The sequence below is a fragment of the Streptomyces sp. NPDC057280 genome (assembly GCF_042668605.1).
Lineage (GTDB): Bacteria > Actinomycetota > Actinomycetes > Streptomycetales > Streptomycetaceae > Streptomyces.
Genome location: NZ_JBHUYR010000001.1, coordinates 1,056,412 through 1,070,687 on the forward strand (window position 1 = coordinate 1,056,412; position 14,276 = coordinate 1,070,687).

General features: G+C 72.4%; 16 protein-coding genes. 7 read left to right on the forward strand and 9 right to left on the reverse strand.

Annotation, left to right across the window (positions count from 1 at the left end; all coding sequences use genetic code 11):
- The first annotated feature begins 79 nt into the window (after positions 1-79).
- Positions 80-937: an AAA family ATPase gene (locus ACFUO4_RS04830; RefSeq protein WP_383479944.1), complete on the forward strand. Its 858-nt coding sequence runs from the start codon at positions 80-82 to the stop codon at positions 935-937.
- Positions 934-2,286: a VWA domain-containing protein gene (locus ACFUO4_RS04835; RefSeq protein ID WP_383479946.1), complete on the forward strand. Its 1,353-nt coding sequence runs from the start codon at positions 934-936 to the stop codon at positions 2,284-2,286. Before ACFUO4_RS04830 ends, ACFUO4_RS04835 begins: the two co-directional genes overlap by 4 nt.
- Positions 2,287-2,314: 28 nt before the next feature.
- Here ACFUO4_RS04835 and ACFUO4_RS04840 read toward each other — a convergent pair whose 3' ends face one another.
- The 4 genes from ACFUO4_RS04840 to ACFUO4_RS04855 form a co-directional block, all read right to left on the reverse strand.
- Complete coding sequence (locus tag ACFUO4_RS04840; protein WP_383479948.1) at positions 2,315-2,680, reverse strand: cupin domain-containing protein; 366 nt, start codon at positions 2,678-2,680, stop codon at positions 2,315-2,317.
- Between the two features lie 72 nt (positions 2,681-2,752).
- Positions 2,753-3,733, reverse strand: coding sequence for a threo-3-hydroxy-L-aspartate ammonia-lyase (locus tag ACFUO4_RS04845; protein ID WP_383479950.1), 981 nt, complete (start codon positions 3,731-3,733; stop codon positions 2,753-2,755).
- Complete coding sequence (locus ACFUO4_RS04850) at positions 3,730-4,401, reverse strand: transcriptional regulator (protein ID WP_383479952.1); 672 nt, start codon at positions 4,399-4,401, stop codon at positions 3,730-3,732. Before ACFUO4_RS04850 ends, ACFUO4_RS04845 begins: the two co-directional genes overlap by 4 nt.
- A gap of 183 nt (positions 4,402-4,584) precedes the next feature.
- Complete coding sequence (locus ACFUO4_RS04855) at positions 4,585-5,550, reverse strand: pirin family protein (protein ID WP_383479954.1); 966 nt, start codon at positions 5,548-5,550, stop codon at positions 4,585-4,587.
- Positions 5,551-5,693: 143 nt separating this feature from the next.
- Between ACFUO4_RS04855 and ACFUO4_RS04860 the strand changes: the two genes are divergently transcribed.
- The 3 genes from ACFUO4_RS04860 to ACFUO4_RS04870 are packed head-to-tail and all read left to right on the forward strand — an operon-like array spanning position 5,694 to position 7,028.
- Complete coding sequence (locus ACFUO4_RS04860; protein WP_383479956.1) at positions 5,694-6,185, forward strand: MarR family winged helix-turn-helix transcriptional regulator; 492 nt, start codon at positions 5,694-5,696, stop codon at positions 6,183-6,185.
- The gene (locus ACFUO4_RS04865; protein WP_383479958.1) at positions 6,182-6,631 is read left to right on the forward strand and encodes a MarR family transcriptional regulator; all 450 of its coding nucleotides are present in this window, start codon (positions 6,182-6,184) and stop codon (positions 6,629-6,631) included. The genes ACFUO4_RS04860 and ACFUO4_RS04865 overlap by 4 nt, the downstream gene beginning before the upstream one ends.
- Positions 6,632-6,680: 49 nt before the next feature.
- Positions 6,681-7,028, forward strand: a complete 348-nt coding sequence (locus ACFUO4_RS04870; protein ID WP_059194731.1) for a tetratricopeptide repeat protein — start codon at positions 6,681-6,683, stop codon at positions 7,026-7,028.
- Between the two features lie 68 nt (positions 7,029-7,096).
- Here ACFUO4_RS04870 and ACFUO4_RS04875 read toward each other — a convergent pair whose 3' ends face one another.
- Entirely contained in the window at positions 7,097-8,482 is a 1,386-nt protein-coding gene (locus ACFUO4_RS04875; protein ID WP_383479960.1) for a PepSY-associated TM helix domain-containing protein, read from the reverse strand.
- 136 nt (positions 8,483-8,618) lie between these two features.
- Here ACFUO4_RS04875 and ACFUO4_RS04880 point away from each other — a divergent pair, with 136 nt between their 5' ends.
- The gene (locus tag ACFUO4_RS04880; RefSeq protein ID WP_383479962.1) at positions 8,619-9,266 is read left to right on the forward strand and encodes a peptide deformylase; all 648 of its coding nucleotides are present in this window, start codon (positions 8,619-8,621) and stop codon (positions 9,264-9,266) included.
- Between the two features lie 38 nt (positions 9,267-9,304).
- Here ACFUO4_RS04880 and ACFUO4_RS04885 read toward each other — a convergent pair whose 3' ends face one another.
- Positions 9,305-10,729, reverse strand: coding sequence for a dihydrolipoyl dehydrogenase family protein (locus ACFUO4_RS04885; RefSeq protein ID WP_383479964.1), 1,425 nt, complete (start codon positions 10,727-10,729; stop codon positions 9,305-9,307).
- A 122-nt stretch (positions 10,730-10,851) separates the two neighbouring features.
- Here ACFUO4_RS04885 and trxA point away from each other — a divergent pair, with 122 nt between their 5' ends.
- Entirely contained in the window at positions 10,852-11,238 is a 387-nt protein-coding gene (gene trxA / locus ACFUO4_RS04890) for a thioredoxin (RefSeq protein WP_194083483.1), read from the forward strand.
- A 25-nt stretch (positions 11,239-11,263) separates the two neighbouring features.
- On the opposite strand, the gene ACFUO4_RS04895 is transcribed toward trxA, so the two are convergent.
- From ACFUO4_RS04895 to ACFUO4_RS04905, 3 genes are read right to left on the reverse strand one after another with little or no spacing between them, the layout of a single operon-like run.
- Positions 11,264-12,442 (reverse strand): 4-hydroxybenzoate 3-monooxygenase, encoded by a 1,179-nt coding sequence (locus ACFUO4_RS04895; protein WP_383479967.1) that lies wholly within the window; start codon positions 12,440-12,442, stop codon positions 11,264-11,266.
- 39 nt (positions 12,443-12,481) lie between these two features.
- A complete protein-coding gene (locus ACFUO4_RS04900) occupies positions 12,482-13,516 on the reverse strand; it encodes a LacI family DNA-binding transcriptional regulator (RefSeq protein ID WP_383479969.1) in 1,035 nt (344 codons plus the stop codon).
- Positions 13,517-13,566: 50 nt separating this feature from the next.
- Complete coding sequence (locus tag ACFUO4_RS04905; protein WP_383479971.1) at positions 13,567-14,247, reverse strand: TetR/AcrR family transcriptional regulator; 681 nt, start codon at positions 14,245-14,247, stop codon at positions 13,567-13,569.
- Positions 14,248-14,276 lie beyond the last annotated feature (29 nt).

Sequence of the window (14,276 nt, forward strand, 5' to 3'; positions counted from 1 at the left end):
TGACAGAAGGACTGAACAAGCGCTTAGATAGGTGGACCAGCACGCGACCCCAGGACCCGCCACCGCCCAGGAGGCCCCGTTGTTCAGTTCCGTCGACGACGTCTCCGCACGCCTCGCCGAGACCGGCTACCTCGCCTCGCCCGCGGTCGCCACCACCGTCTTCCTCGCGGACCGCCTCGGCAAGCCGCTCCTCGTCGAGGGCCCCGCCGGCGTCGGCAAGACCGAGCTCGCCAAGGCCGTCGCCGAGATCGCGGGGGCCGAGCTGGTGCGGTTGCAGTGCTACGAGGGCGTCGACGAGTCCCGGGCGCTGTACGAGTGGAACCACGCCAAGCAGCTGCTGCGCATCAGCGCGGGCCGCGACGAGACCTGGGACGAGACCCGCACCGACATCTTCAGCGAGGAGTTCCTGCTCACCCGACCGCTGCTGACGGCGATCCGGGGCGACGAGCCGAAGGTCCTGCTGATCGACGAGACCGACAAGGCGGACGTCGAGGTGGAGGGCCTGCTCCTGGAGGTGCTCAGCGACTTCCAGGTGACGGTGCCCGAACTGGGCACGATCACCGCCACCCGGCGCCCCTTCGTGGTCCTCACCTCCAACGCGAGCCGTGAGCTGTCCGAGGCGCTGCGCCGCCGCTGCCTGTTCCTTCACATCGGTTTCCCCGAGGAGGAGCTGGAGCGCCGGATCGTCCGGCTCAAGGTGCCGGGCCTCGACGCGGCGCTGGCCGAGTCGGTGGTCCGGGTGGTGGGCGCGTTGCGGGCGATGGATCTGCGCAAGGTGCCGTCGGTCGCGGAGACCATCGACTGGGCGCGCACCCTGCTCGCGCTCGGCGCCGACTCGCTGGACGAGACCGTCGTACGGGACACCCTGGGCGTCCTGCTCAAGCATCAGGACGACGTCCTGAAGGCGGCCGCGAAGCTCGACCTGGACGCGCTGTGACCACGCCCGTCGCCGAGCGGCTCACCTCGCTCGTCGCCGCGCTGCGCGCCCATGGCATCCGGATCGGGACGGGCGAGACCGTGGACGCGGCGCAGGCGATGGCGGCGCTCGGGTTCCAGGACCGGGAACTGCTGCGCGAGGGGCTGGCCGCGACACTGCTGCACGGCACCGCCCAACGGCCGGTGTTCGACCCGGTCTTCGACCTGTACTTCCCGCGCGGTGTCGGCGCGCCGGAGCCCGGGACCGCGGACCGGGACGATCTGCGCGACCGGCTGGCGGCGGCGCTCGCGGCGAACGACGAGGCGTTGCTGGCCCGGCTCGCGGTGGAGGCCGTCGACGGCTTCGGCGGCTACGGTTCCTCGCCGGGCTCGGACGGCTGGTCGTCCTACCAGACCCTCGACCGGATCCGCCCCCAGACGCTGCTCGCGCGGGTCCGCGCCGACGTCCGGGCGCAGAACGGGAGTTCGGGGTTCGCGGACCGGCTTCTCGACGACGAGATCCGGCGCCGGATCGAAGCGTTCCGGGGGATGGTGGCGACGGAGGCACGGCGGCGGGTCGCCGAGCGGCGCGACCGGGACCAGATCGCCCGCCGCGCGGTGGCGCCGACGGCGGACCGGGTCGACTTCCTGTTCGCCGGGAAGGACCGGCTGGCCGAGCTGCGCAGGACGGTTCAGCCGCTCGCCCGGAAGCTGGCGACGCGGCTGGCCGCCCGTCGGCGCCGGGCCGCCCGGGGCAGCATCGATCTGCGGCGGACCCTGCGCGGCTCGCTGTCCACGGGCGGGGTGCCGATGCGGCCGGTGCTGCGCCGGCGCCGCCCGGCACGGCCCGAACTGGTGCTGCTGTGCGATGTGTCGGGCTCGGTGGCCGGGTTCTCCGACTTCACGATGCTGCTGGTGCAGGCGCTGCACGACCAGTTCAGCAAGGTGCGGGTGTTCGCCTTCGTCAACCGCATCGACGAGGTGACCGGACTCCTGGAGCACGGCGCGGCCGACGCGGCGGGACTCGGCGCCCGCATCCAGGCCGAGGCGACGCTCACCGGCTGGCACGGCAGCAGCGACTACGGCGTCGCCCTGGGGGAGTTCGCGGAGCGGCACGGCGACGCCATCGGCCCCCGCACGACCGTGTTCGTCCTCGGTGACGCCCGGACCAACATGAGCGATCCGAACCTCGCGGCCGTCCGGCACATCAGCGAACGGGCCCGCCGGGTCTACTGGTTGAACCCCGAGCAGCGCTCCCAGTGGGGCACGGGCGACTCCGCGGCACCCGAGTACGCCGAGCTGGTGGAGATGCACGAGTGCCGCAACGTACGGCAGTTGGGCGCGCTGGTGGGACGGCTGCTGCCGATCTAGTCGACAGCAGCCCTTCTCGCCGTGCCCGTCACCCCTCGGCAGGCTTGGCGTACTCGTTGGCCATGCTTCCGGCGAAGTCGTAGACCACGCACTGTTCGTCGCCCACCACCCAGGCGTCGTGGCCGGGCGAGATCACGAAGACGTCGCCGGGCCCCACCTCGGCCTCGCCGCCGCCGTCCATGACGACGTGCATGCGGCCCTGGACGACATAGCCGTTGTGGTGCACTTCGCAGCTCGTGGTCCCGGCGAGGGGTGCCACGGACTCGGACCAGCGCCATCCGGGTTCGAAGGTCCCCACGGCGAAGTCGAGGCCGGTGAGGTGGACCGCTTCCAGGTGGCCTCGCGGGAAGTCCCGCCGTTCGTCCGGCTTGTCGAGGGTTTTCGTCTCCAGCATGTCGGCTCCCTTCACCACACGCCCCACTCCATCGTCCGCCTGTCCACTCGGCGCCGCCATTCGGGTGAGGCGTCAGTCCCCCGCGGAGCCGCAGAGCTCGGCGAACCGCGCCGCGTCGACGTTCCCCCCGGAGACGATCACCCCGACGCGGCGCGGCAGCCCCGCCACCCGGCCGGACAGCAGCGCGGCCAGCGGTGTCGCGCCGCTCGGCTCGACGACGATCTTCAGGTGCTCGAAGGCGAAGCGCATCGCGTCCCGGATCTCGTCGTCGGTGACCAGCGAGATCCCGTCGACGAGCCGCTGGTTCACGGGGAACGTCAGCTCGCCCGGGGTGTGGAGGGCCTGCCCGTCGGCGATGGTGCGGGGCACCGGGATCTCGACGCGCCGCCCGGCCTCCAGCGACCTCTTGGTGTCGTCCCCGGCCTCCGGTTCGACGCCGACAACGCGGACGCCGGGATACAGCCCCTTGGCCGCCGTGGCGCTCCCGGCGATGAGCCCGCCGCCACCGACGGGCACCAGGAGGGCGTCCAGCTCCCCTGTCTCCTCCAGGAGTTCCAGGGCGGCCGTGCCCTGTCCGGCCATGACATGCGGATGGTCGTACGGCGGGATCAGGGCGAGGCCGCGCTCGGCGGCCAGGGCTTCGGCGATGGCCACGCGGTCGCCGGTGTAGCGGTCGTACGAGATGATCTCGGCGCCGTATCCGGCGGTGGCGGCCCGCTTGGAGGGCGGGGCGTCCTCGGGCATGACGATCACCGCGGTGCTGCCGAGCTCACGGGCGGCGAGGGCGACCGCCTGGGCGTGGTTGCCGGAGGAGTAGGCGGCGATGCCGCGGGCCAACTGCTCGGGGGTCAGGCGGGAGGCCGCGTTGTAGGCGCCGCGGAACTTGAAGGCACCCATCCGCTGGAAGTTCTCGCACTTGAGGAAGACCTCGGCGCCCACACGCCCGTCGAGGCTGCGCGAGCGCAGTACCGGGGTGCGGTGGGCGACGCCCTTGAGCTGGTCGGCGGCGGAGCGGATGTCGTCGAGGGTGACGGGCGGGGGCGCGGTGGTCACGCGGGTCCTCCGGGAGGGGTCGTGGCGCGGGCCTGGGAGAGGTAGCTGTAGGCGGAGGCGCGGGAGATGCCGAGGCGGGCGGCGACCTGCTCGATGGCGCGGCGCACGGCGAAGACGCCGCGCTCGTCGAGGCTGCGGAACAGCTCGAGGCGGCCGGCGCGGTCGAGCGCGCCCCACGGCTGGTGCCGGTGGGTGTCGAGGATGACGTCGACGACGGAGTCGATGTCGTCGCCGAAGGTGGTGACCGGCAGTTCGGCGGGGGCGGCGGCGCCTCCGGCCAGGGCGCCGAGCAGTGCGTGGGCCTCGCTGACGGCGGTCACGTCGAGATTGACGCACAGGGCACCGAACACGGTGCCCGTGGAGTCGCGCAGCACCATCGTGGACGACTTCACGGTTCTGCCGGTAGCCGTGCGCGTGACGTAGTTCAGCTCGTCGTGTGCCGCGTCGCCGCGGGCCACGATCCGCAGGCCGATCTCGCTCATCGCCCCGCCCACCGCCCGCCCGGTCACCGATCCGGCGAGGGCGACGACGGACTTCTCAGGCTTCCGGTAGTCGTGCAGCACCACCTCGCACAACGGCCCGAACGTCGCCACCAGCCCGTCGACGACCGGCGTCAACGCGGCGACGATCGCGTCCCGCTCGGCTTCCAGGGCTCGCTCGGACGTCATGGCGTACTCCCGACACTCTCGCGACCGACCAGCGAATTCAGACTACACGTCTAGCCATTGGACGTACAGTCCAGCCCTGTCCATCGCTCCCGGGAATACGCGTGGGCTGCGCGCGCCCACGACAAAGCCGCCCGCCGGTTTCCCGTGGCGGGCGGCTGGTGCCGTGGTGTCCGGAGGGCGGAGTCAGCGCACCCTTCCACGCGGCTTCAGCGGCACCGGCGGCAGCTCCGGGGCGGGCAGCGGAGCCCCGTCGTACCCCTTCACCTCGCCGAACCGCGTGCCCGTCATCCAGTCGGCGCGGGCCTGCTCGATCTCCTCCTGGGACCGCCCGATCCAGTTCCAGAACATGATCAGCTCCTCCTCGAACGGCTCCCCGCCCAGCAGCATCAGACCCGCGTCCGACGCGGCGCGCAGCGGCAGTTCGGTGCGTCCGCAGCCGAGGTAGAGCATGGAGCCGGGCAGGACCGGGACACCGTCCACGTGAGCCTCCCCGGACATGGACAGCACCGCGTACTCGAAGTCCGGTTCCAGCGGGAGGCGTACGTCCGCGCCGGCGGCGAGCGCCAGGTCGGCACCGACGATCGGGGTGTACGTCGTCCCGGGCGAGGTCGCGCCGTCGAGGTCGCCGAGGATGAGGGTGGCGGTCACGCCGGGCGCGGTGATCCGGGGCAGCTCGGCGTGGTGCTCGAAGCGCGGGTCGGTGTGGCGGTGGCCGTCCGGGAGGGCGACCCACAGCTGGGCGCCGTGCAGGAAGCGGGCGTGCGACTTGGGGCTCTCCTCGGAGTGGCTGATGGCCCGTCCGGAGGTCATGAGGCCCAGTTCGCGCGGGCGGATCGTCTGGAGGCTGCCGGTCGAGTCGCGGTGCAGGACCTCGCCCTCGTGCAGCCAGCTGACCGTCTGCAGGCCCATGTGGGGGTGCGGGGGCACCTGCATGCCGGGCTCGTCGGCGATGTCGTCGGGGCCGTAGTGGTCGACGAAGCACCACGCGCCCACCATGCGGCGCCCGAGGTTCGGCAGCAGCCGGCGGACCTCGCTGGACTCGCCGAGCTTGACGGTGCGCGGGCTGAGGAGTTCGCGAACGGGCTCCGCCACCACGAAGCCGCGGCCGCCGCACAGGGCGGGAGCCGCCTCGCGATCAAGATTGCTCATGACGCCCAACCTAGCCCCGAGGACGGCATCCCGTCAGTCCGTCGTCCGGGCTGCCTCACCGGACGGCACCGCCCCGCCTCGACTTCCGCGGCGCCTTCCGAAAATAGTAGCCATGTATATAGTAGCCATGTAATGTATCCGTCATGAGCAAGGGCTACGAGAAGGCGACACCCGGTTTCCTGGTGTGGCGACTGTCGATGAAGTGGCGGACCGCGGTCGACCGCGCGGTGGCCCCGCTGGGCCTCACACACGCGCAGTACTCCCTGACCGCGTCCCTCTACGGCATGCAGCGCGCCGGCGAGCGCCCCAGCCAGCGACGCCTGGCCGACCAGACCGGCCTGGAACCGCTGTACGTGTCCAAGCTGGCGCGCTCCCTGGAGTCGGCGGGCCTGCTCGAACGCACCCGGGACCCGCGCGATCCGCGCGCCGTCCAGCTGGCGCTGACCGAGCAGGGCCGGGACACCACCCGGCAGGCCATCAAGGTCGTCCAGGGGCTGCTGGAGCAGCTCCTCGCACCGCTCGGCGGGCTCGACAGCCCGCGCACCCGGGAGTTCAGCGCCGAACTCGCGACCCTGCTCGACGCACCTCTCGATCCACCAGCCGGCATCAGTGAGTCCGACAAGGAGCAGTCATGACCACCACCACACCTCCCCTGCTGAACCCGCGCGTCATAGCCCTGGCCCACTATGCGGCCCGAGCGGTCCTGGAGCAGGTGCTGGCCCGCCACGACGTGACGTTCCAGCAGTCCGTCTCCCTCCGCCTCGCCGCCGTCGCCGACGGGCCGATGGAGCGGAAGGAACTCGTCGACGGCGTCGTCAGCTCCCTGAAGATCGACGCCGCGGAGGCCTCAGCCGTCGTCGACGAGCTGATCGCCGCGCGGCTCCTGGCCCCCCAAGAGCCGTCGCGGGTGCGGATCACGGACGCCGGACGGAAGCTGTACGACACGACGTCCGCCGAGACCGCTCCCCTCAGCGCCCGCGTCTACGCCGACATCCCCGAGGAGGATCTCGCCGTCGCCGGACGGGTCCTGACGCTCATCACCGAGCGGGCGAACGCCGAACTCGCCGCCCTGAACGGTTAGTGGAATATTCAATCACCGCGCTCCGTTGACGGCGTCGAAGGAGGTCAGAGTGGACATGACGTACTACGACCACGGAACGCCGGCGGAGCGCTGGGAGCGCGCGCGGATGTTCTTCGACGCCAAGGACTACGCCGCCGCGGCGCGCGTCCTGGGCAAGCTGGTCGAGGAGGTGCCGGAGCAGACCGGACCGCGGCTGCTGCTGGCCCGCTCCTACTACCACTCGGCCCAACTGCGCCGCGCGGAGGCCGAGCTGCGCATCATCGTCGAGCGCGACCCGGTCGAGCACTACGCCCGTCTGATGCTCGGCCGCACGCTGGAGCGGCAGAGCCGGCACGAGGAGGCCGAGCCGCATCTGCGCCTGGCGTCCGCGCTGGCCGGCGACTTCGACGAGCTGTAGCCGAACCCGAAGCACACGACCGGGGCCCGGTTCCCTTCAAGGAACCGGGCCCCGTCGTCGTACCCGCGTCAGGCGTGGCGCTGCCGCCGGTGCGCGATCTCGCCCAGCACCACGTCGACCACGAGGAACCCCGCCAGCGGAATGCCGAGCAGCGGCACGAAGTAGCCGAGGACCGCGATGACCGCGACGCACGGCAGCAGGATCTGCGGGGGCACCTTCTGCCAGGCGCCGCGCGGGATCGGACGGCCGAAGGCGCTGCCGCGGCCGCGCATCCACCACATGCGGTAGCCCCACACGATCAGCAGGATCAGGGAGAGCGCCACGAGCATGAGGACGATCTGGTTGCCGAGGCCGAAGAGGGTGCCGGTGTGCAGGTCGATGCCCCAGCGGGTGAGCTTGGCGAGCACCGGGTAGTCGTCGAACCGCAGCACGTCGGTGACCTGGCCGGTGGCCGGGTCGACGGCGACCGCGTCCTGCTTCTCGGGCCAGCTGCGCTGGATCTGCTTCACGACGTACGCCGACGACGCGTCGGCCGGCGGGACGACCTCGACGGGATCGCCGAGGCCTTCGGAGCGCGCCGCCGCCAGGACCTTGTCGAGGCCTACGCCGTGCTCGGCGTCCCCCGTCGAGGCGGCGGCGCCGTGCCCGGAGTGGTCGCCGCCGGCGGCCGCGGACACCGAGGGCGTGGTCTGGTTGAGCGAGCTGCGCAGGTCGTCGATGCTCGCACCGGCGTAGGTGGACCAGGTCAGACCGGTCACGGACAGGAAGAAGAAGCCGAGGGCGGCCCAGGCGCCGACGGTGGCGTGCAGCCCGAGCGTGCGGCGCCGTCCTTCGGTACCGCGCACCTTGCGCCGGGCCCGGCGCCGGCTGAACCACAGCACCAGGCCGGCCCCGGCGATGACCCACAGCCAGCTCGCGGCGAACTCCGAGTAGAGGCGGCCGGTCTCGCCGAGGTGCAGATTGCGGTGGAGCTCGGAGATCCAGGTGCGCAGCGGCAACGCGCCCGTGGAGCCGTACTGTTCGAGGGCTCCCTCGACCTTGCCGGTGTACGGGTCGACGAAGACGGCAAGGGTGTGGTCGGGGTCGACGCCCTTGACGCCGGACAGCAGGACCCTGGTGGTCGCGTCGTCCGCCGGGGAGGGCCGGACGGCCGCGACGGAACCTTCGGGGTGGGCCTCGCGGGCGGCGGTGACCTGCTCGGATATCGGCAGCTTGGCGTCTCCGACGGCGGAGACGGTCATCTCGTCGGCGTACAGGATCTTCTCGGCCTGGAACGAGGTGGTGTACAGGAATCCGGTGACCGCGGCCACCAGCAGGAAGGGCGCGACGAACAGGCCGGCGTAGAAGTGCAGGCGCAGCACCAGCGGGCGCAGCGGCGCCCAACTGCCGGATGTCGGCGGCGGGTCGGCGGCTTTCGGGGCCTCGTCGGCGGTCGTCGCGGGAGCGGAGGTCATCGGCGGTCTACTCCGGGGGGTGGGGACGTGCGTGGCTTGTTTCGGTCGGTCCAGTAGTCGGTTGAAACCCGCCCTGAGTTCCCGGGGGTTGAAGTGGTCTGCGTCACACGGGTGGACGGCATGGCATCCTGGCGCGATGGCAACTCCCCCTGATCACCAGCCCCTTGCCGAGCTGGTCGAGGAACTCCTCGCCACCGACGGTCCGCTGCCGATCGTGGCGGCCGGCGATCCGGTGCTGCGGCGCGGTACCGAGCGCTTCGAGGGCCAGCTGGACTCCGCGCTGCTGGCCCGGTTTGTCGAGGCACTGCGCGTCACCATGCACGCGGCCCCCGGGGTGGGCCTCGCGGCCCCGCAGGTGGGGGTTCCGCTGCGGATCGCGGTGATCGAGGACCCGGCGCCGGTGCCGGACGAGGTGCGCCTCGCGCGGGGGCGGGTGCCGCAGCCGTTCCGGGTCCTGGTCAATCCGTCGTACGACGGGGTCGGCACCGTGCGGGCCGCGTTCTTCGAGGGCTGTCTGAGCGTCCCGGGCTGGCAGGCGGTCGTGGACCGGTTCGACCGGGTGCGCCTGACGGCCGAGGACGAGCACGGGCGGTCGGTGGACGAGGTGTTCTCCGGGTGGCCCGCCCGGATCGTGCAGCACGAGACGGACCATCTGGACGGCACGCTGTACCTGGACCGGGCGGAGCTGCGCTCGCTGTCCTCGAACCAGGCGGTGGCGGAGCGCTGGGCGCAGCCCACGCCCAGGGAGGCCGCCGCCTCCCTGGGCTTCCGGCTGCCGGAGTGACGGTCAGCCTTCAGCTGCCAGCTGTCAGCTGTCAGCTGTCAGCTGTCCCGGAACGCCTCCAGCAGGCGCAGCCACACCTCGCTGATCGTCGGGTAGGCCGGAACGGCGTGCCACAGCCTGCCGATCGGCACCTCTCCGGCGACGGCGACGGTCGCGGAGTGGATGAGCTCGCCGACGCCCGGGCCGACGAAGGTGACGCCGAGCAGGATCTCGCGTTCGAGGTCGACGACCATGCGGGCGCGGCCGCGGTAGCCCTCGCCGTACAGGCCGGCGCCGGCGACGTTGGCCAGGTCGTAGTCGACCGCGCGGACCCGGTGGCCGGCCTGTTCGGCTTCGGCGAGGGACAGGCCGACGGCGGCCGCCTCGGGGTCGGTGAAGACGACCTGGGGTACGGCGGAGTGGTCGGCGGTCGCGGTGTGCGCGCCCCACGGGTCGGCCTGCACGTCCGTGCCGGAGGCGCGGGCGGCGATGGCGGCGCCGGCGATGCGGGCCTGGTACTTGCCCTGGTGGGTGAGGAGGGCGCGGTGGTTGACGTCGCCGACGGCGTAGAGCCAGTCGGTGCCGGTGACGCGGAGGCTGTCGTCGACGTCGAGCCATGAGCCGGGTTCGAGGCCGACGGTGTCCAGGCCGATGTCGTCGGTGCGCGGGGCGCGGCCGGTGGCGAAGAGGATCTCGTCGGCCTCGATGCGGTCGCCGCTGTCGGTGACGGCCACGACGGTGCCGTTCTCCCGGGTCACCGACCGGACCGAGGTGCCGGTGCGGACGTCGACGCCGGCCTCGGTGAGCGCCTCGGCGACCAGTTCGCCGGCGAACGGCTCCATGCGGTTGAGCAGGCCCTTGCCGCGCACGAGGAGGGTGACCCGGGAGCCGAGGGCCTGCCAGGCCGTGGCCATCTCGGTGGCGACCACTCCCCCGCCGACGACGATCAGCCGGCCCGGCGCGGCCTGGGCGCTGGTGGCCTCGCGGCTGGTCCAGGGCTTGACCGCGTCGAGTCCGGGCAGGCCGGGCAGCACGGCGCGGGTGCCGGTGCAGACGGCGACGGCGTGCCGGGCGGTGAGGACCTTGTCGCCCACCGTCACGGTGCGCGGGCCGGTCAGGCGGCCGTGGCCGCGGTAGAGGTCGGCCCCGATGCTGTCGAGCCACCGGATCTGGCCGTCGTCCTTCCAGTGGGAGGTGTACTCGTCACGGCGGGCGAGGACCGCGGCGGTGTCGAGGGGGCCCTGTACGGCCGGGGCGAGGCCGGGCAGCCGACGGGCGTCGGCCTGGGCGATGACCGGGCGCAGCAGGGCCTTGCTGGGCATACACGCCCAGTACGAACATTCGCCGCCGACCAGTTCGCTCTCCACGACCGCGGTGGAGAGGCCGGCCGCGCGCGTGCGGTCGGCGACGTTCTCCCCCACGGGCCCGGCTCCGAGGACTACTACATCGTAAGAGGAGTACACAGTGGATTCCGTTTCCGTCATAGGGGTCAGTCTGCTGGGTGGTGTGCGCTCGGGCCACATGGGTACGCGCGCGGAATACGTACGCGACGGGCCGTGTTTGTGCGCATGGCTAGGGCCCGACATCAGGAAGAGGGATGCACGCCATGAGCAACACCGTGGAGCTCACCAAGGAGAACTTCGACCAGACGGTCACGGACAACGACTTCGTCCTGATCGACTTCTGGGCGTCCTGGTGCGGGCCGTGCCGTCAGTTCGCGCCCGTGTACGACAAGGCCGCCGAGGAGAACCCGGACCTGGTCTTCGGGAAGGTGGACACCGAGGCGCAGCCGGAGCTGGCCGCGGCCTTCGGTATCCAGTCGATTCCCACGCTGATGATCGTCCGTGACCGGGTGGCCGTGTTCGCGCAGCCGGGCGCGCTGCCGGAGGCGGCTCTGACGGATGTGATCGGTCAGGCCCGCAAGCTGGACATGGACGAGGTCCGCAAGGCGGTCGAGGAGCAGCAGGCGAACGCGGAGCAGAACGGCCAGTAGTGGCGCGGTACTTGCCCTGGGGTGCTCACGGCTCCAGGGGAAGTCCCGTGTAGTTCGCGGCCAGTTCGGCGGCGGCGTGCCGGGACGCGGTGATCCGCCGCAGCCGGGCGAGCTGGAGCCGGTCGTCGAAGGGGTCGGCGTCCGGGCGGGTGTGCAGCATCGCCGTCATGTCGTACGAGAACCGGGTGGCCTGCCAGACCCGGGCGAGGGCCGACTCGGAGTAGCGGTCCAGGAGTTGCCCGGAGCCGGTGCGGTGCAGTTCCGCGAAGGCATGGGCGAGCAGACGGACGTCGGAGACCGCGAGGTTGAGGCCCTTGGCGCCGGTCGGCGGGACGATGTGGGCGGCGTCGCCGGCGAGCAGGAGCCGGCCGTGCCGTAGCGGCTCGTGGACGTAACTGCGCATCGGAGTCACGGACTTGGCGGTGATCGGGCCGCGGTTCAGCGTCCAGTCGGCGTCGATGGCGAAGCGGGCGGCGAGTTCGTCCCAGATGCGGTCGTCGGGCCAGTCGGCGGTGTCGGTGCCGTTCGGGACCTGGAGGTACAGCCGGGACACCTGCGCCGAGCGCATGCTGTGCAGGGCGAAGCCGCCCGCGCCGCGCGCGTAGATCAACTCGTCGCAGGACGGGGCGACATCGGCGAGGATGCCGAGCCAGGAGTACGGGTGGTCGTGGGCGTAGGCCCGCCCCGTCCCGGCCGGGAAGGTGTCGCGGGCGATGCCGTGGAAGCCGTCGCAGCCGACGACCCAGTCGCAGTGCACGGTCTGCTCGCGGCCCTCGTGCAGGAACCGTACGACGGGCGTCGCGGACTCCGGCTTCTCGATCGTGAGCGCCTCCGCCTGGAACAACAGCGGCGGCCCGTCGGCCAGTTGAAGCGCGACGAGGTCCTTCACGATCTCGGTCTGGGCGTAGATCGTCACCGTGCGGCCGCCGGTGAGGACGGGGAAGTCGATGTGGTGGCGTTCCCGGTCGAAGCGCAGCTCGATGCCCTGGTGGACGAGGCCCTCCGCGCTCAGCCGGTCGGCCGCGCCGCACGCGCGCAGGGCGTCGACCGTGCCCTGCTCCAGCATTCCGGCGCGCTGGCGCTGCTCGACGTACTCCCGCGTGCGCGCCTCCAGGACGACGCAGTCGATGCCCTCGTGGTGCAGCAGCCGGGCGAGGAGCAGTCCGGCGGGGCCGCCGCCGATGATGCCGACCGTCGTGCGCATGACCCGTCTCCCCTCGGTGAGCGGTTGCGCGACAGCCTTTCAGCTCGACTCGCGGTGCACCACCGTGGCTTCCAGCACCTTGTGGGTCTCGGGCGGCGCGGCGGGGTTGCGCACCGCGCGGTCGACCAGTTCGGCGAGGTCGCGGCCGGAGGGCAGTTCCAGGCGGACGGTGCTGAGCCGGGGGCGGAGCAGCCGGCCGAGCATGAGGTCGTCGGCGCCGATGACGGCGGTCCGGCCGGGGATGTCGATCCCCTGGTCCTGCAGGGCGCGCATCAGCAGCATCGCGTACTCGTCGTTGTACGCGAACACCGCGTCCAGGCCGAGTTCGGGCCAGCGGGCGGCGAGTCGGGCGGCGGCCTCCTCGGTGTACGCGAGGGGCAGGTCGGTGACGGTGGCGCCGGTGCCGCGCAGGGCGGCGCGCACGCCGGCCAGGCGGGGCAGGGAGAAGGCCTCCAGGCCCTTCTCCTCGGGGACGACGACGCCGATCCGGCGCCTGCCGCGCTCGTAGAGGTGGCGTCCGGCGCGGTGGCCGACGGCCTCGTGGTCCATGAGCAGCGCGTGGGCGCCCTCGACGGTGTCGGGGCCGAGGGTGACGACAGCCCGGGCGCCGGAGCGCTTGAGGACGGCGACGCCGTTCGGGCCGAGTGCGGCGCCGGGCACCAGGACGGCGACGGGCCGCAGCTCGGCCCAGGCACGGGCGGCCTCGTCGCCGTGCAGGCCGACACTGCCGTGCTGGACGACGGTGTAGTCCAGGCGGCTGAGGGCCCACTGGAGCTCGTTGATGAACTGGCCGTAGAGCTGGCCGACGGGGATGGTCGGGGCGGGCATCAGGACCAGGCGGCTGTGTCCGGCGCGCAGGCTGCGGGCGGCCGCGTGCGGCACGTATCCCAGCTCTTTGGCGGCCTCGTGGACCCGGCGTCGGGTGGGTTCGCTGATCCGGACGGCGCTGGTGTTGTTCAGGACGTAGGAGACGGTCGCGCGCGAGACGCCTGCCAGGCGGGCCACATCGGCGCTCGTGGGCACGGAGCGCGGTGCGGGGGCCCCGGGGGCGGGCGTTTTCGGTATCTGCACCATGACGGGACGCATCTTTGCAGAACCTGTGGAGGCCGCTCCCGGCGGGGCTCTCAGGCGGGCGGCGCGGTCTGCGTGACCCGGGCGACGAGGTCGGTCCAGCCGGCCTCCAGCCGCTCCATGGGCATCCCGCACTCCCTGGTCAGGTGGTGGATCTGGGCCGGGTCGAGGTATGCCAGCAGCGTCCGCGCCAGCAGCTCGCAGTCGGCGTCCGGCACGATCTGGCGCAGCAGGAGCGTCACGTGCATGCCCACGGCCCGGTACGAGGGGTGGGAGTACCGGCGGGTGGGCTCCGGCTCGGCGGCCAGGTGGAGGTCCAGCTGCTCCACCGAGCGGTACAGCATGGCCACGCCGAAGGCGCGCAGCCGCTCCAGGGGCGGTGCGCCGGGCCCCAGGGGCGGCGGGCCGCTCATGAAGTCCGCCTGGAGCTGCCGCGCCGAGTGGTCCAGCAGCGCCATGAGCAGGCCGGTGCGGTCGCCGAAGCGGCGGAAGACGGTGCCCTTGCCGACCTGGGCGGCGGCGGCCACGGCCTCCATGGTGACCCCGGCCGCGCCGTGCTCGGCGATCAGCCGGGCGGCGGCCTCCAGCAGCCGGGCCCGGTTGCGCGCGGCGTCGGCGCGCAGGCACGGCTCCTCCTCGCGGGTGCCGAGCTGGAACAGCTCGGTCTCACGAAGAGGATCTTGGGACCGCGGGAACGGCGGCAGATCGGCGGACATGACGACAGCGTAAAGCATCGGGAATGAAACTGGACCACGGTCCGGTT

Bases quoted from the DNA above. Each gene is read 5' to 3' on its own strand.
- ACFUO4_RS04900 (WP_383479969.1), bottom strand. From the start codon at position 13,516: ATGGTGCAGATACCGAAAACGCCCGCCCCCGGGGCCCCCGCACCGCGC.
- ACFUO4_RS04880 (WP_383479962.1), top strand. From the start codon at position 8,619: ATGGCAACTCCCCCTGATCACCAGCCCCTTGCCGAGCTGGTCGAGGAA.
- ACFUO4_RS04895 (WP_383479967.1), bottom strand. From the start codon at position 12,442: ATGCGCACGACGGTCGGCATCATCGGCGGCGGCCCCGCCGGACTGCTC.
- ACFUO4_RS04860 (WP_383479956.1), top strand. From the start codon at position 5,694: ATGAGCAAGGGCTACGAGAAGGCGACACCCGGTTTCCTGGTGTGGCGA.
- trxA (WP_194083483.1), top strand. From the start codon at position 10,852: ATGAGCAACACCGTGGAGCTCACCAAGGAGAACTTCGACCAGACGGTC.
- ACFUO4_RS04875 (WP_383479960.1), bottom strand. From the start codon at position 8,482: ATGACCTCCGCTCCCGCGACGACCGCCGACGAGGCCCCGAAAGCCGCC.
- ACFUO4_RS04850 (WP_383479952.1), bottom strand. From the start codon at position 4,401: ATGACGTCCGAGCGAGCCCTGGAAGCCGAGCGGGACGCGATCGTCGCC.
- ACFUO4_RS04865 (WP_383479958.1), top strand. From the start codon at position 6,182: ATGACCACCACCACACCTCCCCTGCTGAACCCGCGCGTCATAGCCCTG.
- ACFUO4_RS04905 (WP_383479971.1), bottom strand. From the start codon at position 14,247: ATGCTTTACGCTGTCGTCATGTCCGCCGATCTGCCGCCGTTCCCGCGG.
- ACFUO4_RS04855 (WP_383479954.1), bottom strand. From the start codon at position 5,550: ATGAGCAATCTTGATCGCGAGGCGGCTCCCGCCCTGTGCGGCGGCCGC.
- ACFUO4_RS04840 (WP_383479948.1), bottom strand. From the start codon at position 2,680: ATGCTGGAGACGAAAACCCTCGACAAGCCGGACGAACGGCGGGACTTC.
- ACFUO4_RS04885 (WP_383479964.1), bottom strand. From the start codon at position 10,729: ATGACGGAAACGGAATCCACTGTGTACTCCTCTTACGATGTAGTAGTC.